The organism is Streptomyces ziwulingensis (genome assembly GCF_039542605.1).
In the GTDB taxonomy this organism is placed as follows: Bacteria; Actinomycetota; Actinomycetes; order Streptomycetales; family Streptomycetaceae; genus Streptomyces; species Streptomyces ziwulingensis.
Genome location: NZ_BAABIG010000029.1, coordinates 13,179 through 28,838, shown reverse-complemented (window position 1 = coordinate 28,838; position 15,660 = coordinate 13,179). Strand labels below are relative to the sequence as shown.

The following is a 15,660-nucleotide window of genomic DNA, read 5'->3' as shown; positions in this document are numbered from 1 at the left end:
CGGCCCGGCCGCTCCTGGCCCCGGCGCTCCTGGCGCTCCCGGCGGTGCCGCCGCTGTCGCTGTCGCCGCCGTTACTGCCGCTGCTGTCGTCGCCGTCGCGGTCGCCCCGGCCGCGCGCGGATCTGCGGGGTCCGGGGACCGGTGACTGCGGTGCGGAGGGGGTCAGTCGCAATTCGTATTCGCCGGTGCGCGGGTTCAGCACCCACTGGTCTGCGGGGTCGATGTTCTCCGCCCGCCCACGGCCTTGCGCGTCCACGGTTGTCCGAATCCTCCGTCGGGGCCACGCGGCGCCTCCCCCTCCGAAGGCGCTCGGGTCTCGGTCGATCAGTGCGCGGCCTCGCGAGGGAATCTCGTTGCCGGGCACACCGGATCGCTCACACTAACGGCCCAGTTCAACGCGCGGGGACTCCGGTGACACATTCCACGAAGCTTACAACCGGGCAATCCACTCATTAACCCGAACAAGGACTCGTTTCTGTGGAAAGCCTTGGAGCCCGCTTTACCCGCAGGCGTCCTCGGCGGCCGTGTTCCCCCGGAAAGTCGGCGCCGACGACGCGTTCTGGCCGGGCGGGCCGGAAGGCTTTTCCGCGGACGGTGTGTCGCCGTGCCCGTACGTGCCGTGACCGTGGGAGTTGCCGGTGCCGGATTCCCGCGCCACCGCGACCGGCTCATCCGTCCGCAAACGGGTGAACAGCCGCTGCGCCGCCGGTTGGGCGAGCTGGTCGCGATTGGCGTCCCGCGGCCATGACTCCCGGGGAACGGTGAGGAATTGCACGGCTTCGGTGGGGATGTTGCGCAGGCCCCGCACGAGATCGTACAAACCGCGCAGATTAGCCAGCGCCGGGTCGGTGGTGAGAGCGGAAGTCGCCGCGTTCAGCACGGGATAGAGCTTCACCGGATTCAGCAGGACGTCATTGCTCCGCACCTTGCTGACGAACGCGCCGAGAAACCGCTGCTGCCGCTCCATCCGGTCGGTGTCGCTGCCGTCGCCGAGCGACTTGCGGACCCGGACGTAACCGAGCGCCCGCTCGCCGTCCAGCGTGCTGCGGCCCGCGGGCAACCGGAGCCTGGCGGCCTTGTCGTCGACCGGTTCGGGCAGGCAGATCTCGACGCCGTCGACCGCGTCGACCATCTCCTTGAAGCCGTGGAAGTCGACGACCACGTGGTGGTCGACCCGGATGCCGGTCAGCTTCTCCACCGTCCGGATCGAGCAGGCCGAACCGCCCACCTCGAAGGCGTAGTTGAACATCGTGAAGACCGGCTCGGTGCGCGAGCCGTCCGGGCGGCGGCAGCCGGGCACGGCCACCATCAGGTCCCGGGGCAGGGAGACGGCGGTGGCGCTGCGCCGGCCCGCGGCCAGGTGCAGCAGTATCGCGGTGTCCGACCGCTCGGTCCCCGGATCGCGGCCGTAGCGGGCGTTGTCCTTCCCCGACCGCGAGTCCGAGCCGATCACCAGGACGTTCTGCGCCCCGCGCACCAGCGCGGTCGGGCGCTCCCTCTCGTACCGGGCGAGTTCGGCCGCCGCCGCCTCGTCGGGCGTGATGTTGCCGTCCAGCTTGGTGTACAGCGTCCACCCGATGGCGGCGGCGCCGACCAGTACGGCCACCGTCACCAGGGACGCCCGGCGCAGCCACCGCCGTCTGCGGACGCGCCGCAGCCCGCCGCCGGTCGCGGACGACCCCGCTCCCGGCCCGAGGGTGCCCTTGCCGCCCCCGGGGCCCCCTGCGGTGTCCGTCACCTGTGGACCCCTCCCGCCGTACGAGCGTCCCGCGTGCCTGCTGCTCCTACGACCATGGCCCCGATGCGGGGCGGGGGGCGGGTGGGGGTGCGCCGAACGGGGGACGGCGCTCGCTGCGGGTGCGCCGGGGCTCCCTACGGAGGCGCCGGGCTCACCGGGCCGTCGCCGTGATCCGCTCCGACTCGATCCGCTGGTCCAGCGCGTCCGGGGCGAGCCGGTCCAGGTGCCGGCACAGCACCACCGAGCCGCCGGTCGCGAGCGGCCCGTACAGCCCGGCGTTCAGCCCCTCCCAGGTGTCGTACGGCAGCCCGGACAGGATGCGGGCCCCCGGTCCCGTCAGCCCGAGTCCGGTCGCCTCCGCGCGGGCCCGCTCGACCACCTCGGCGCCGCTGAACTCCCGCCCGGCCACGATCAGCGCGGGCTCGTCGGGGTTTACCGGCGCGTACGGCACGAAGCGGTCGCCCTGGCCCGGCACCTCCACCGCGTAGTCGGCGAAGCCCTCGGGCACCTGCGGGAAGCGGCCCCCCAGCGGGCGCAGTGCCAGCGCGAGACGGGGACCGGAGCAGGCGCGTGCCGCGCGGAGCGACTCCGGCTCCGGCCCGCTCACCGCCACGTCCGCCGCCGCGGGGTCCCCGGCGAGGTCGGCGACGGCGCCGACCGAGGCGCAGGCCAGCAGCCACACCGCCGTCTGCCAGTGCGCGGGCAGCAGCAGGGCGACCCGGTCGCCGGGTGCCACGGACAGTTCGTCCTGGAGGAGATTGGCGGTCTTGGCCACCCAATTGGCGAAGGTGGCCACGGACAGTTCGACACGTTCGCCCGTGGCATCGTCGTAGAAGGTCGTCAGGGGGCGTCCCGGGTCCGCGGCGAGCGCGGAACTCAGCAGGTCGGCAGGGGTGCGGTCGGTCGCGTTCACCCACGCAAGCGTACGCGGGACCCGCCGGGCGCGACGGACCCTCGGGCCCCCTCGCCGCCACCGGATCGGACCAACGTCTCCTGGTGGTCCGTCAAGTCCGCGATGGACAGATATGTACGATCATGTCCAGGATCAGGGGCATGCGTGGATTCCTTGTTTCCTCGATCGGCGTCACCTGTGCGACCGCCCTCGCCCTGCCGTCGGCGCCGCCCGCCCTGGCCGCGGCGTCGGCACCGGCGGCGGCCGCCCCCAGGGCGGCCCTCCCCGCCGAGGGCTACGTCCCCGGCAGCACCCAGTCACTGCCGTTCGGCCCGTCGGCCGGCGACCGCGCCACCGGCGCCCCCGAACCGGGCCTGGCACCCCGGGACGTACGGCACTTCTCCCTGGTCGGGGTCGTCTGGGACGACCCCGACACCGAACTGCACGGCAGCGTCCAGGTCCGCACCCGTGCCACCGGCACCGGGACCTGGTCCGACTGGCGGCACCTGCGGACCCACGACTCCGAGCACGGCCCCGACCCGGACACCCCGGAGCGCACCTCGGGCCGGGTACGCGGCGCCACCGCACCGCTGTGGGTCGGTGACAGCGACGGCGTGGAGGTGCGGGTCCGGGAGGCGGAGCGCGAGGAGGGCGCGGCGGGCGACGAGGGTGCGGGGAGCGCGGCGGGCGACGAGGGCGCGCCGAGCGACGAGGGCGCGCCGGGCGACGAGGGCGGTGCGGCGGGTGTGGCGCGGGCCGGGGGTGCTGAGCGGGCCGTCCCGCCCGCCGCTCTCCCCGGCGGGCTGCGGCTCGAACTCGTCGAGCCGGGCCGGGGCGCTGCGCCGCTCGACGCCGACGAGATCCCGGAGCTGAGCCGGGCCGAGACCGAGAACGAACTGCTCGCCCTGGGTGTGGGCGCGCTCACCGGGCAGCGGCCGGACCAGGCGCTGCGCGCCAAGCCGCACATCGGTCCGCGCCCGGGGATCGTCACCCGGCGCGGCTGGGGCGCGGACGAGGGGCTGCGGGAGCGGGGGTTCAAGTACACGAAGAAGGTCAAGGCGGCCTTCGTGCACCACTCGGCCACCGGCAACAACTACCGCTGCGCGCAGGTCCCGTCGATCATCCGGGGCATCTACCGCTACCACGTCCGGAGCATGGGCTGGCGGGACGTCGGCTACAACTTCCTCATCGACAGGTGCGGGAAGATCTACGAGGGCCGGGCCGGTGGCGTGGCCAAGCCGGTACTGGGCGCGCACACCCGCGGCTTCAACAGCGACAGCATGGGCGTCGTCGTCCTCGGCACCTACGGCTCCAAGAAGCCGTCCGCCGCGGCGGTGAAGGCCCTCTCCCGGCTGACGGCCTGGAAGCTCGGCCTGTACGGGATGAACCCGCGTGGCAAGACGTACCTGAAGTCCGGGGGCGGCAACCGCTACCGCAAAGGCAGGAACGTACGCCTGAACGTGATCTCCGGGCACCGGGACGGATTCGCCACCGACTGCCCGGGCAAACAGCTCTACGGCAAGCTCGGCACGGCCCGCTCGACCGCGGCCCGGTACCAGGGGCGCTGAGCGGCAGGCGGGGATCTGTCAGACAGGCCCAGGACGGAACACACCCGCGCCCGGTGAGGACGCCGCGAACGGTCTGCATACACTGGCCGGTCGAAAGAGGGTTCGGCCGGTCCCGGCAGGAAGCAGAGACGACAGGTGACAGAAGCGATCCTCCTGGTCGGCGGCAAGGGCACGCGGCTGCGCCCGCTCACGGTGCACACGCCGAAACCGATGGTCCAGGCGGCGGGGGTGCCGTTCCTCACGCATCAGCTCGCGCGGGCCAGAGCGGCGGGGGTCGAGCACGTCGTGCTCGCCACCAGCTATCTGGCCGAGGTCTTCGAGCCGTACTTCGGCGACGGATCGTCGCTCGGGCTGCACATCGAGTACGTCACGGAGGCGGAGCCGCTCGGCACGGGCGGGGCCATCCGGAACGTGGCGTCGCACTTGCGCTCCGGGCCGGACGAGCCGGTGCTCGTCTTCAACGGCGACATCCTGACCGGCCTGGACATCGGGGCGCTGGTCCGCACGCACGAGGGGTCGGGCGCGGACGTCTCCCTGCACCTGACGAAGGTGCCGGACCCGCGGGCGTACGGGCTGGTGCCGACGGACGCCACGGGACGCGTCCTGGCGTTCCTGGAGAAGCCGCAGACACCGCAGGAGATCGTCACCGACCAGATCAACGCGGGGGCGTACGTCTTCCGCCGCTCGGTCATCGACACGATCCCGGCGGGCCGGCCGGTCTCGGTGGAACGGGAGACGTTCCCGGAGCTGCTGGCGACCGGGGCGCACCTCCAGGGCATGGTCGACTCGACGTACTGGCTGGACCTGGGCACGCCGGCGGCGTTCGTGCGCGGCTCGGCGGACCTGGTCCTCGGGCGGGCCCCGTCCCCGGCGGTGCCGGGGGGCTGCGGCGACCGGCTGGTGCTGCCCACGGCGATCGTCGCGGCCGACGCCAAGCTGACCGGCGGGACGGTGGTGGGCGAGGGGGCGTTCGTCGCGGAGGGCGCGCGGGTCTGCGGCTCCACGATCCTGCCCGGCGCGGTGATCGAACCGGGGGCCGTCGTCACCGACTCCCTCATAGGGCGACGCGCCCGGGTGGGCACCCGCTCGGTGCTCACCGGCACGGTGATCGGCGACGGTGCGGTGGTCGGCGCGGACAACGAACTCCGCGACGGGGTGCGGGTGTGGTGCGACGCCCGGATTCCGGCGGGGGCGCTCCGCTTCTCGTCCGATCGCTGACGGGGGCGGGTGCGGCGGCCCCCCCCGGCCCTCAAAGACTCCCGATGTCCCGCGGAGCCATCCGTGGAGCTCTCCGTGGTGGCACCCGTCCGCTCAGCAGGATCAGCCGGGCCGCCCGGTGCCGCTGCCCGGCATACGGCTCCAGCAGCCGCAGCATCTCCGCGTCGTCCGCCTCCCGGTTCCCGCCCAGCGCGAACCCCACGATCCCCGGCAGGTGCAGATCCCCGACCGTCACCGCGTCCGGCGCCCCATGACTGCGCTGTACGACCTCCGCCGAGGTCCACGGCCCGATCCCCGGCACGACCTCCAGCCGTTCCCGCGCCGCCGCCGGCTCCATCCGCACCGCCTCCTCCAGCCGCGCGGCGACCCGCACGGCCCGCAGGATCGTGGACGCCCGCTTGTCGTCGACGTTCGCCCGGCGCCACTCCCAGGACGGGATCAGCGCCCAGGTCCGCGCCGCCGGCAGCACGTACATCCCCGGGGGCACGGGTCCCGGCGCCGGCTCCCCGAACCGCCCGACGAGCAGCCGCCACGCCTGGTACGCCTCGACCGTCGTGACCTTCTGCTCCAGAACCGTCGGGATCAACGACTCCAGCACCAGCCCGCTCCGCCCGAGCCGCAGCCCCGGCCGCCGATGCGCCGTCAGCGCCAGCAGCCGGTGCCTGGGCGTGAACGCGGCCGGGTCGTCCCGCGCGCCGAGCATCCGGGGCAGTTCCGTCAGCAGCCACTCCGCCCCGGGCCCCCACGCCTCGCCCCGCACCTCGGCCCCCCGCACGGTGACCCGTAGCGTGCCGGGCCCGGCGGGCGTCCGGCTCGCGCGCCACACCGAGCCGTCCGGCAGCGCCCGGAACGTCGGATCGCCGGGACCGCGGCGCAGCGGCCCGAGCACCAGGCCCAGGTCGAGCGGCCCGTCGGGAACCCACGTACGGACCTTTCCCGGCGCCCCCGCCGGCCGCGGCACCCGTGTGGGTACGACGACATGCCCGCCGCGCACCGTCGTGCGGGTGGGCCGGGGCGTGAAACGTCCTGCCACGGGTGAGGTCCTCGGGAAGGGAGAGGGGTGTGGTCCCTACGAGGGTAGGCGCACGCGACCGGCGCTCAGCGCACCTCGATGAACGCCTCCGCGTCCCGGTCCGGCCGGGGCCGCGGTTCCCCGGCGGGGTGACCGACCGCGACCGCGCCCATCGGGTCCCACTCCCCGGGCAGCCCGAGCGCCTCCCGTACGACGTCCCGGCAGAACATCGTCGAGGACACCCACGCCGATCCCAGCCGTTCACCGGCCAGCGCGACCAGCAGGTTCTGCACCCCGGCGCCGGCCGCGACGACGAACATCTCCCGCTCCGCCCCGTCGCGCCGGGCGTCCCCGTAGTGGTGGGAGCCGTCCATGACCAGGCAGGGGACCACCAGGTACGGCGCGTCGCGCAGGACGTCACCGCGCCTGAGCCGCTTGGCGATCGACTCCGCCGTCCTGCCGTCGCGCCGCAGGTCCTCGGTCCAGGCGTCCCGCATGGCGTCGAGCAGCCGGGTGCGGGACTCCGGTGACTCCAGGAGGACGAAACGCCAGGGAGTGGTGTGGTGCGGCGCCGGTGCCGTGACCGCGGCGGCCACCGCGCGCCGGACCGCGCCGGGGTCGACGGGGTCGTCGGTGAACGCCCGTACGGTCCGGCGCTGGGTCACCGCCAGCCGTACCGCCTCCGAGGTGCCGAGGCGGAACATGTCGTCCCGCGCGCCGCGCACCATGGCCCGCGCGCCCTCCCCGTCGTCGGCGCCCTTCTCGGTGACCACGTGCGGCAGCCCGCGCACCACGGCGACCGGCAGCCCGGCGGCCTTGCCCTTCACCAGGTCGCCGGCGGCGGCGAGTTCGTCGGCGGTGGCGACGACGGTCGCGCCGAGCGGATTGCCGTGCGCGTCCGTGCCGCCGCGCAGGTCGTCCAGGACCCGGACCCCGGCCGCGCCGATCGCCACGTCCGTGAGCCCCGCGCGCCAGGGGCGGCCGAAGGTGTCGGTGACGACGACGCCGACCCGCACGCCGAGCGCGTCGCGCAGCCCGTCGCGGACGGCACGCGCGGAGGCGTCCGGGTCCTCGGGGAGGAGCAGGACCGTACCGGCGGGGGTGTTGGAGGCGTCGACCCCGGCCGCCGCCATGACCAGGCCCTGGCGGTTCTCCACGATGCGCAGGGTGCCGCGCCGGGCCACCACGCGTACCGTCTCCGCGTCGATCGCGGCCTCCCGGTCGGCCGCCCGGAGGACCCGGCCCTCGGCCTTGGACACGATCTTGGAGGTGACCAGCAGCACGTCCCCGTCGGCCAGCCCCGGCTCGGCGGCGGCGATCAGCTCGGCCAGGTCGTCGCCGGAGCGCACCTCCGGCAGGCCCGGCACCGCCCAGACCCGGTAACCGTCCCCGCTCAAGCGCCCCGCACCTCCTCGGCCAGCGCCAGCGCCTCCCGGGCCATCAGCGCGGTGGTGTCCAGGTCGGTCATCATCAGCGGCACCGCCCGGCAGACGATGCCGGCCGCCTTCACCCGCGTGACGGAGTCGGCGTCGACCGTGTCGACCAGCCAGCCGTCGAGCAGGCCCGAGCCGTAGTGCTCGGCGACCGCGGCGGCGGTGGACTCCACGCCGACCGCCGCGAGCACCTTGTCGGCCATGCCGCGCACCGGCGCGTCCCCGACGATCGGGGAGAGCCCGACCACCGGCACCCCCGCCTCCGCGATGGCCTCGCGGATGCCGGGCACGGCGAGGATCGTGCCGACGGAGACGACCGGGTTGGACGGCGGGAAGAGGATCACGTCCGCGTCGGCGATCGCCTCCAGCACCCCGGGCGCGGGCTTGGCCTGCTCGGCGCCGACCGGCACGACCGCCTCGGCGGGGACCGAGGCGCGCAGCCGTACCCAGTACTCCTGGAAGTGGACCGCCTTGCGCTCGCCGTCGACCTCGACGGCGACATGGGTCTCCACCCGGTCGTCGGACATCGGGATCAGCCGCACCCCGGGCTGCCAGCGCTCGCACAGCGCCTCGGTCACCGCGCTGAGCGGATATCCGGCGGCGATCATCTGTGTCCGCACGATGTGTGTGGCGAAGTCGCGGTCGCCGAGCCCGAACCAGGACGGCCCCGCCCCGTACGCCGCCAGTTCCTCCTTGAGGTGGAAGGTCTCGTCGGCCCGGCCCCAGCCCTGCTCCTCGTTGATGCCACCACCGAGCGTGTACATCACCGTGTCGAGGTCCGGGCAGACCTTCAGCCCGAAGAGGTGGATGTCGTCGCCGGTGTTGCCGATGACCGTGATCTCCGCGTCCGGAGCGGCCTGCTTCAGACCGCGCAGGAACCGGGCACCGCCGATGCCGCCTGCCAGAACCACAATGCGCATGGGCCCAGTCTGGCAGGCGGGTACGACAGTGCGTCAGGCAGTCGCCGGTGCCGCGCACCGGGCGGCGTGCATCGGCATCTCGGTCAGGCCCGGGTAGTAGATGTGCAGGCTGACCGCGGGCTCCAGCGTGTCGTTGATCACCTCGTGCGCGTATCCGGGCGCGAACACCCGCTGGGCACCCGGCCGCAGCGCACGCGTGGCGCGCGGGGTGTGCTCGGTGAGGGTGCCGTCCAGGACGGTGAGCACACCGGAGGAGGGCCCGTGGTCGTGGCGTCCGCTGCCCTGGCCGGGCACCCAGGAGAGCAGCCACACCTCGTAACCGGGGCCGGTGCGCAGCCGGTGGTACCAGCGCGAGACGGCGTCGTAGCGGACGAGGGACGCCCACTGGGACCGGTCGGCGGCCAGCGAGCGGGCCAGGCCGGCGAACTCGGCGACGGTGGCCGGGTGCTCACGCGGCGCCTGGAGGAGGTGCGGTACTTCGAGGATGTCGCCGGCGATCTGGAGGTCGCTGTCGCTGTTCATGGGTGCGGTGGTTCCTCGGCGGAGAAGGCGGAGAAGGCGAAGAAGGCGAAGAAGGCGAAGAAGGCGAAGAGGTGCGCGGGGGACCGCCGGGCGGTCGGACCCGACGGACGGCCGGAGCGGCTGGGCTCAACGGCCGGAACGACAACAGCAACAGCTACAGCGAGCGTGGGCAGCACCGCGGGACCCGGCGGGGCGGGTCGAGGTGAGTGCCAAGTTCGCGAGCATGCCCACTAGAACAGCGGCTCACACCAGCACTGTCAACTCGGCGTCCGTTATGTGGGACATGCTTCACCTCTTCCGGTTCTTCCGGAAGATGAAAGGTTTGCTCACCGGGCTTCGGGGACACAAGGCGCACAAGCCGGGCGCCGGGCCTCGTGGTGATCCTGGCGATCCTGTGAACGGTCGCCGCGGATATCCCGCCGGCGTCTCCGCGGGTCCCGCCGGTGTGTCGAGATTTATGGTGATTTGAACACTTTCCGCTTTGCCTTGGTTCCGCAGAGTGAATAAGGGGCTCAATAGCAGATCTCGGCTTGACTCGCCCGGATCAGCACACTTGTAATTTCACTCGTGTCGTTCAGCCGCAACCGGTGACGGCCACACCACGGGGACGCGAAGACGGACGAGGGGCGCACATGACCGAGACGGTGCAGCAACTGCTGGTCGACGACGCGGACGAGGAACTCGGCTGGCAGGAGCGCGCACTGTGCGCCCAGACCGATCCCGAGTCCTTCTTCCCCGAGAAGGGCGGCTCGACCCGGGAGGCCAAGAAGGTCTGCCTCGCCTGCGAGGTCCGCTCCGAGTGCCTTGAGTACGCCCTCGCCAACGACGAGCGCTTCGGCATCTGGGGCGGCCTCTCCGAGCGGGAACGCCGCCGGCTGAAGAAGGCCGCGGTCTGACCCCGGCCGCCGTCCGGGCGGACGGCCCGGCCGGGAACTTTCCGGTCCATCCGGTACGAACGGCCCGTCGCGGGTGGGTTGTCCACAGGCGGCGGGCCGTCGGCATGCCCAGCCGATAGTGTGGGCGCTCGTCCGAGACGCCCCGCCCCCCTCAAAGGCACCGGCGTCCACCGCAGTCCACCGAACCGGGGCCCGTACCTCGATGTCCGTGCACAGCCACCCGGCAGCCCGTCACGACTCCGCTGCCGCAGCCGCGTTCGACCCGGCCCACCCGCCCGAGTTCCCCCGTCATGTGGTGACCTCGGTCCTCGTCTCGCACGACGGCGCCCGCTGGCTGCCCGACGCGCTGGCCGGCCTGCTCGGCCAGGACCGGCCCGTCCAGTACGCGGTCGCCGCCGACACCGGAAGCGCCGACGCCTCCGCCCAGTTGGTCACCGAGGCGCTCGGCGACGACCACGTCCTGCACCTCGCCCGGCGCACCGGCTTCGGCCAGGCCGTCGCGGAGGCCGCCCGCACCGCCCCCGTCCTCACCCCGGACGACCTGCCGTACCTGAAACGGCCCAGCGGCTGGGATCCCGTCACCCGCACCTGGCGCGACGACGCCTACGACCTGCCCGACCTCCCCCACGGAGAACCGGTGCAGTGGCTGTGGCTGCTGCACGACGACTGCGCCCCCGAACCCGACGCCCTCGCCCAGTTGCTGCGCGTCGTGGAGACCGAGTACGAACTCGGCCGCGAGGACGTCGCTGTCGTCGGCCCCAAGCTCCGCGGCTGGTACGACCGCCGGCAACTGCTGGAGGTCGGCGTCACCATCGCCGACTCCGGCCGCCGCTGGACCGGCCTGGACCGGCGCGAACAGGACCAGGGCCAGCACGACCACGTCAAGACCGTGCTGTCGGTGTCCACCGCCGGCATGCTCGTACGCCGCGACGTCTTCGAGGCGCTCGGCGGCTTCGACCGGAGCCTGCCCCTGATGCGCGACGACGTCGACCTGTGCTGGCGCGCCCACGCGGCCGGCCACCGCGTCCTCGTCGCCCCCGAGGCGGTCGTCCGGCACGCCGAGGCCGCCTCCCGCGAGCGCCGCGCCGTCGACTGCGCGGGCCGCACCACCGCCTCCCCGCACCGCGTCGACAAGGCCGGCGCCGTCCACACCCTGCTCGTCAACACCCGTACCGCCGCGCTGCCCTGGGTGTTCCTGCGCATCCTGCTCGGCACGGTGCTGCGCACCCTCGCCTACCTCGTCGGCAAGGTGCCCGGCCAGGCCATCGACGAGATCCGCGGCCTGCTGAGCGTGCTGCTGCGCCCCGAGCGGATCCTCGCCGGACGGCGCGTCAGAGGCCGCCCGCAGATCGACAAGAGCGAGCTGCGCCCCCTCTTCCCGCCGCCCGGCGCCACCCTCCGCGCCACCGTCGAACAGGCGGCCGGCAGCCTCGTCGACCGCTCCGACGCCGAGGTGGCCCCGGGCGCCGGGCGCCACGGCGGCGCCGTGGAGTCCGGACCCGGCGGCGACGACGCGGACTTCCTGGAGATCGAGCAGTTCGCCCGGCTCAAGCGCATCGCCCGCAAACCCGGCCCGGTGCTCTTCCTGGTGCTGCTGCTGGTCTCCCTGGCCGCCTGCCGCGCCCTCCTGGCCGGCGGCGCGCTGGCCGGCGGCGCCCTGCTGCCCGCCCCCGCGGGCGCCGGTGAACTCTGGTCCCGCTACACCGACGCCTGGCACGCGGTGGGCGCCGGCGGCACCGCCGCCGGCCCGCCCTACCTGGCGCTCGTCGCCCTGCTCGGCTTGGTGCTGCTCGGCTCGGCCGGCGCCGCCGTCACCGTCCTGCTGGTCTGCTCGGTCCCGCTGGCCGGCCTCACCGCCTACTTCGCCTCCCGCCCGCTCGTCCCCTCCCGGCTGCTGCGCGCCTGGGCGGCCGTCGCCTACGCCTTCCTGCCCGCCGTCACCGGCGCCCTGGCCGGCGGCCGCCTCGGCACCGCCGTCCTCGCCGTGCTGCTCCCGCTCCTCGCGCGTGCGGGCGCCGCGGCGGCCGGCCTGACCCGGCAGCCGGGCACCCGCGCCACCTGGCGCGCCACCTGGGCGTACACCCTGCTGCTGACCCTCGCCACCGCCTTCACGCCCGTCGTGTGGCCCGCCGCGCTGGTCCTCGGCCTCGCCGTCCTGGTCCTGCGCCGGGGCGACCTCACCGCCTACGGCCCGCGCTTCCTGGCCCAGCTCGGCACGCCCCTGCTGCTCCTCGCCCCCTGGTCGCTGACGCTGCTGCCGACCGGCTTCTTCCAGGAGGCCGGCCTGGAGTACGGCTCCGGCGCCGCCTCCGCCCTCGACCTGCTCGGCGCGAGCCCCGGCGGCCCCGGCACGGCCGGCGGGGTGCTGCTCCTCGGCGTCGTCCTGGCCGCGCTGGCCGCCCTGCTGCGCTCCGAGCGCCAGTTGGGCATCCGGACGGCCTGGGCGGTCGCCCTCGTCGGCCTCGTCCTCGCCGTCCTGTCCAACGACTCCGCCTGGGCCGGACCCGCGACGCTCGTCTACGGCATCGCCCTGCTGTCGGCCGCCGCCCTCGGCGCCGACGGGGCCCGCTTCCGGGTGGCGGAGCAGAGCTTCGGCTGGCGCCAGCCGGTCGCCGCGCTGATCGCGCTGGCCTCGGCCGCCGGACCGCTGATCATCGCGGCGAGCTGGGTGGTCGGCGGCGCCGACGGCCCGCTGGAGCGGCGCGATCCCGTACAGGTGCCCGCCTTCGTCGCCGAGGACAGCCGGGGCCGCGACCGGGCCCGCACCCTCGTCCTGGACAGCGACTCCGCCGCCCAGGTGCGCTACACGCTGGTCCGCGGCTCCGGCGCCCGCCTCGGCGACGCCGAACTGGCCGCCGCCGACGGGGCGAACAGCAGGCTCGGCAAGGTCGTCGCCCACCTCGTCGCCGGGTCCGGCGCCGACCAGGCCGACCAGCTCGGCGGCTTCGCCGTGCGCTACGTCCTCGTGCACAAGGGCGCGCCCCGGGAGATCACCGGGGTCCTGGACGCCACCCCCGGCCTGAACCGGCTCAGCCAGCAGGACGGCAGCGCGCTGTGGCGCGTCGACCAGGAGGTGGCGCGGGCGACCGTCGTCACCAAGTCCGGCACCCCCCAGCCCGTCGCCGCCGGGCCGGTGGAGATCCACACCACGCTCGCGGCCGGTGCCGAGGGGCGCGTACTGCGCCTCGCCGACACCGCCGACGAGGGCTGGACCGCCACGCTCGACGGCACCGCGCTCACCCCCACCACCGTCGACGGCTGGGCCCAGGGCTTCGAACTCCCCGCCGCCGGCGGCGCGCTGGACGTCGTCCACGAGACGCCGTTCACGCACACCGCCTGGCTGTGGGCGCAGGGCCTGCTCGCCGTGGTCCTCGTCGTCCTCGCGCTGCCCGGACGCCGCCGCGACGTCGACGACGACCTGCCCGAGGAGCCGGAGGTCCCGGCGGAGGCGGTGGCCGGCGAGGGCCGCCGCGCCCGCCGCCTGCGCGCACAGGCCGAGGCGGACGCCGACGCCGACGCCGGGGAGCCCGGTCCCGCCGGGCCCGACACCCCGGCGCCCGTCCCCCGGCAGCCGGACCACGGCGACTGGGACGCGGCCGGCCCCCCGGACACCGGACAGACCACGTACGACCCCTACGCGGACGTCCGCCACTACCCGGACGACCAGCAGCAGTACCCGGCGGACGGCTACGGTCAGCAGCCCGCCCCCGCCGACCCCTACCAGCAGACCCCGTACCAGGACGGCCCGTACGACCCGTACACCTACGGCACGCCCGGCGCCCAGCCACCGGGCGCGTACGGCGGGCAGTACGGCCAGGAGTACGGCCAGGAGTACGGCCGGACGTACGACCAAGGGGTCTACGACGGGACGTACGACCCGGCGCAGGCGGAGCAGCCCCCGCGCCGGCGCCGTCACGGCACGGACAGTGAGCGTCCCGACGGGAGCCAGCAGTGAACCGCAGCACCCTCTCCCTCCTCGCCGGCGTGGCCGCGCTCGCGGCCGTCACCGGCTTCGCGACGCTCTCCCCGCCGGACGCCGCCGGCCAGGACACCGCCGGCGCGGCCGCCCTGCGGCCCGTCGAGCGCACCGGACTGCTGTGCCCGGCGCCCAGCACGTCCGAGCTGGCCGAGACGGCGTACACGTCCTTCACGCCCGTCACGAAGGGCGCCGGGAACGACGGCACGGCGGCCCTGGCCCCGGCCGGACGGACCGAGCAGCACAAGGCCGACCCCGTACTGGAACCCGAGGCGCCCGGCACCCCGGTCGCCGGCGAGGTCTCCGGCGCCGACGCCCCCGCGCTCGTCGGCACCGCCGAGGGGAAGTTCGCGCCCGGCTGGACCGTGCAGGAGACCACGGAGGTCGCCGCCGGTACCGGACGCGGGCTGCTGGGCGTCACCTGCGGCACCGCCGGCACGGAGTTCTGGTTCCCCGGCGCCGGCACGGCGGCCGACCGCACCGACTACGTGCACCTGACCAATCCCGACGACTCGGCCGCCGTGGTGGACATCGAGCTGTTCGGCAAGGACGGCCAGGTGAAGTCGGCTGCGGGGGAGGGCGTCACGGTGAAGCCGCACGCCAGCGAGGCGATCCTGCTCTCCACGCTCAGCGAGGTCGCGCAGGAGGATCTCACCGTGCACGTCGGCGTGCGCAGCGGACGGGTCGGGGCGGCCGTGCAGGCCCTGGACGACAAGGTGGGCGGCGACTGGCTGGCCTCCGCCGCGGACCCGGCCCGCGGCCTGGTCCTGCCGGGCATCCCGAAGGACGCGGCGGCGGTACGGCTCGTGGTGTTCACCCCCGGTGACGTCGACTCCGACCTCAAGGTGCAACTGGCCTCGCCGTCCGGGCTGATCACCCCCGCCGGGCACGAGACGGTGCATGTGAAGGCGGGCATGACGACCGCCGTCGACCTCGGTGACCTCACGCGCGGCGAGGCCGGTTCGCTGGTGCTGACGCCCACGGGCGGGTCGTCCGCGCCGGTCGTGGCGGCGGCACGGGTGGTGCGGGGCGAGGGGGACGGCCAGGAGACGGCGTTCATCCCGGCCGCCGACCCGGTCGGCACCCGCGCGACGGCGGTGGACAACCGCGCCAAGGGCACGACGCTGTCCCTCTCGGCGCCCCGGGGCACCGCGAAGGTCAAGGTCACGGCGTCGGCGGGCAGCGAGGGCGGTACGGCCGCCTCGAAGACGGTCACCGTGCGGGGAGGCACCACACAGGACGTCGAACTGCCGGTGACCGAGGGGCTGAAGGGCACCTACGCGCTGACGGTCGAACCGGTCTCGGGCGGACCGGTGTACGCGGCCCGCACCCTCGCGGTGACCAAGGACGGCGTCTTCGCCTTCACCGTGCAGACCCTCCCGGACGACCGGGGCATGGTGGCGGTGCCGCGGGCGGACGAGGACCTGTCGGTCCTGCAGAAGTAGCGGTGCCCACCGGGCCCGCGGGGGCGCCACGCGCGCCCCC

General features: G+C 74.6%; 11 protein-coding genes and 1 pseudogene. 5 read left to right on the top strand and 7 right to left on the bottom strand.

All coding sequences use genetic code 11. The features are described 5' to 3' along the window. The 3 genes and pseudogenes from ABEB00_RS17050 to ABEB00_RS17040 all read right to left on the bottom strand — a co-directional run. Window positions 1–256: pseudogene (locus tag ABEB00_RS17050) on the bottom strand (LCP family protein); the annotation flags it as partial. 243 nt (window positions 257–499) lie between these two features. After that, on the bottom strand, window positions 500–1,738 hold the full coding sequence (locus tag ABEB00_RS17045; protein WP_345620565.1) for an LCP family protein: 1,239 nt from the start codon (window positions 1,736–1,738) through the stop codon (window positions 500–502). A gap of 151 nt (window positions 1,739–1,889) precedes the next feature. Then, window positions 1,890–2,651: a TIGR03089 family protein gene (locus ABEB00_RS17040; RefSeq protein WP_345620564.1), complete on the bottom strand. Its 762-nt coding sequence runs from the start codon at window positions 2,649–2,651 to the stop codon at window positions 1,890–1,892. A gap of 140 nt (window positions 2,652–2,791) precedes the next feature. Here ABEB00_RS17040 and ABEB00_RS17035 point away from each other — a divergent pair, with 140 nt between their 5' ends. Then, a complete protein-coding gene (locus tag ABEB00_RS17035; protein WP_345620563.1) occupies window positions 2,792–4,198 on the top strand; it encodes a peptidoglycan recognition protein family protein in 1,407 nt (468 codons plus the stop codon). A 135-nt stretch (window positions 4,199–4,333) separates the two neighbouring features. Next, a complete protein-coding gene (manB, locus tag ABEB00_RS17030) occupies window positions 4,334–5,416 on the top strand; it encodes a mannose-1-phosphate guanylyltransferase (RefSeq protein ID WP_345620561.1) in 1,083 nt (360 codons plus the stop codon). A 31-nt stretch (window positions 5,417–5,447) separates the two neighbouring features. Here manB and ABEB00_RS17025 read toward each other — a convergent pair whose 3' ends face one another. The 4 genes from ABEB00_RS17025 to ABEB00_RS17010 form a co-directional block, all read right to left on the bottom strand. Continuing rightward, window positions 5,448–6,449: a DNA-3-methyladenine glycosylase family protein gene (locus tag ABEB00_RS17025; protein ID WP_345620560.1), complete on the bottom strand. Its 1,002-nt coding sequence runs from the start codon at window positions 6,447–6,449 to the stop codon at window positions 5,448–5,450. 65 nt (window positions 6,450–6,514) lie between these two features. Further along, window positions 6,515–7,825, bottom strand: a complete 1,311-nt coding sequence (locus tag ABEB00_RS17020; protein ID WP_345620558.1) for a coenzyme F420-0:L-glutamate ligase — start codon at window positions 7,823–7,825, stop codon at window positions 6,515–6,517. Beyond that, entirely contained in the window at window positions 7,822–8,781 is a 960-nt protein-coding gene (cofD, locus tag ABEB00_RS17015) for a 2-phospho-L-lactate transferase (RefSeq protein WP_345620557.1), read from the bottom strand. The genes ABEB00_RS17020 and cofD overlap by 4 nt, the downstream gene beginning before the upstream one ends. Before the next feature lie 33 nt (window positions 8,782–8,814). After that, a complete protein-coding gene (locus tag ABEB00_RS17010) occupies window positions 8,815–9,303 on the bottom strand; it encodes a cysteine dioxygenase (RefSeq protein ID WP_345620556.1) in 489 nt (162 codons plus the stop codon). Between the two features lie 632 nt (window positions 9,304–9,935). On the opposite strand from ABEB00_RS17010, the gene ABEB00_RS17005 reads away from it, so the two are divergent. The 3 genes from ABEB00_RS17005 (at window position 9,936) to ABEB00_RS16995 (ending at window position 15,620) form a co-directional block, all read left to right on the top strand. After that, the gene (locus ABEB00_RS17005; RefSeq protein WP_010034659.1) at window positions 9,936–10,199 is read left to right on the top strand and encodes a WhiB family transcriptional regulator; all 264 of its coding nucleotides are present in this window, start codon (window positions 9,936–9,938) and stop codon (window positions 10,197–10,199) included. Between the two features lie 202 nt (window positions 10,200–10,401). After that, complete coding sequence (locus ABEB00_RS17000; RefSeq protein WP_345620555.1) at window positions 10,402–14,154, top strand: glycosyltransferase; 3,753 nt, start codon at window positions 10,402–10,404, stop codon at window positions 14,152–14,154. Continuing rightward, window positions 14,151–15,620 carry a DUF5719 family protein gene (locus ABEB00_RS16995; protein WP_345620553.1) on the top strand — a complete coding sequence of 490 codons (1,470 nt, stop codon included), beginning with the start codon at window positions 14,151–14,153 and terminating at the stop codon, window positions 15,618–15,620. Before ABEB00_RS17000 ends, ABEB00_RS16995 begins: the two co-directional genes overlap by 4 nt. Window positions 15,621–15,660: the final 40 nt, after the last annotated feature.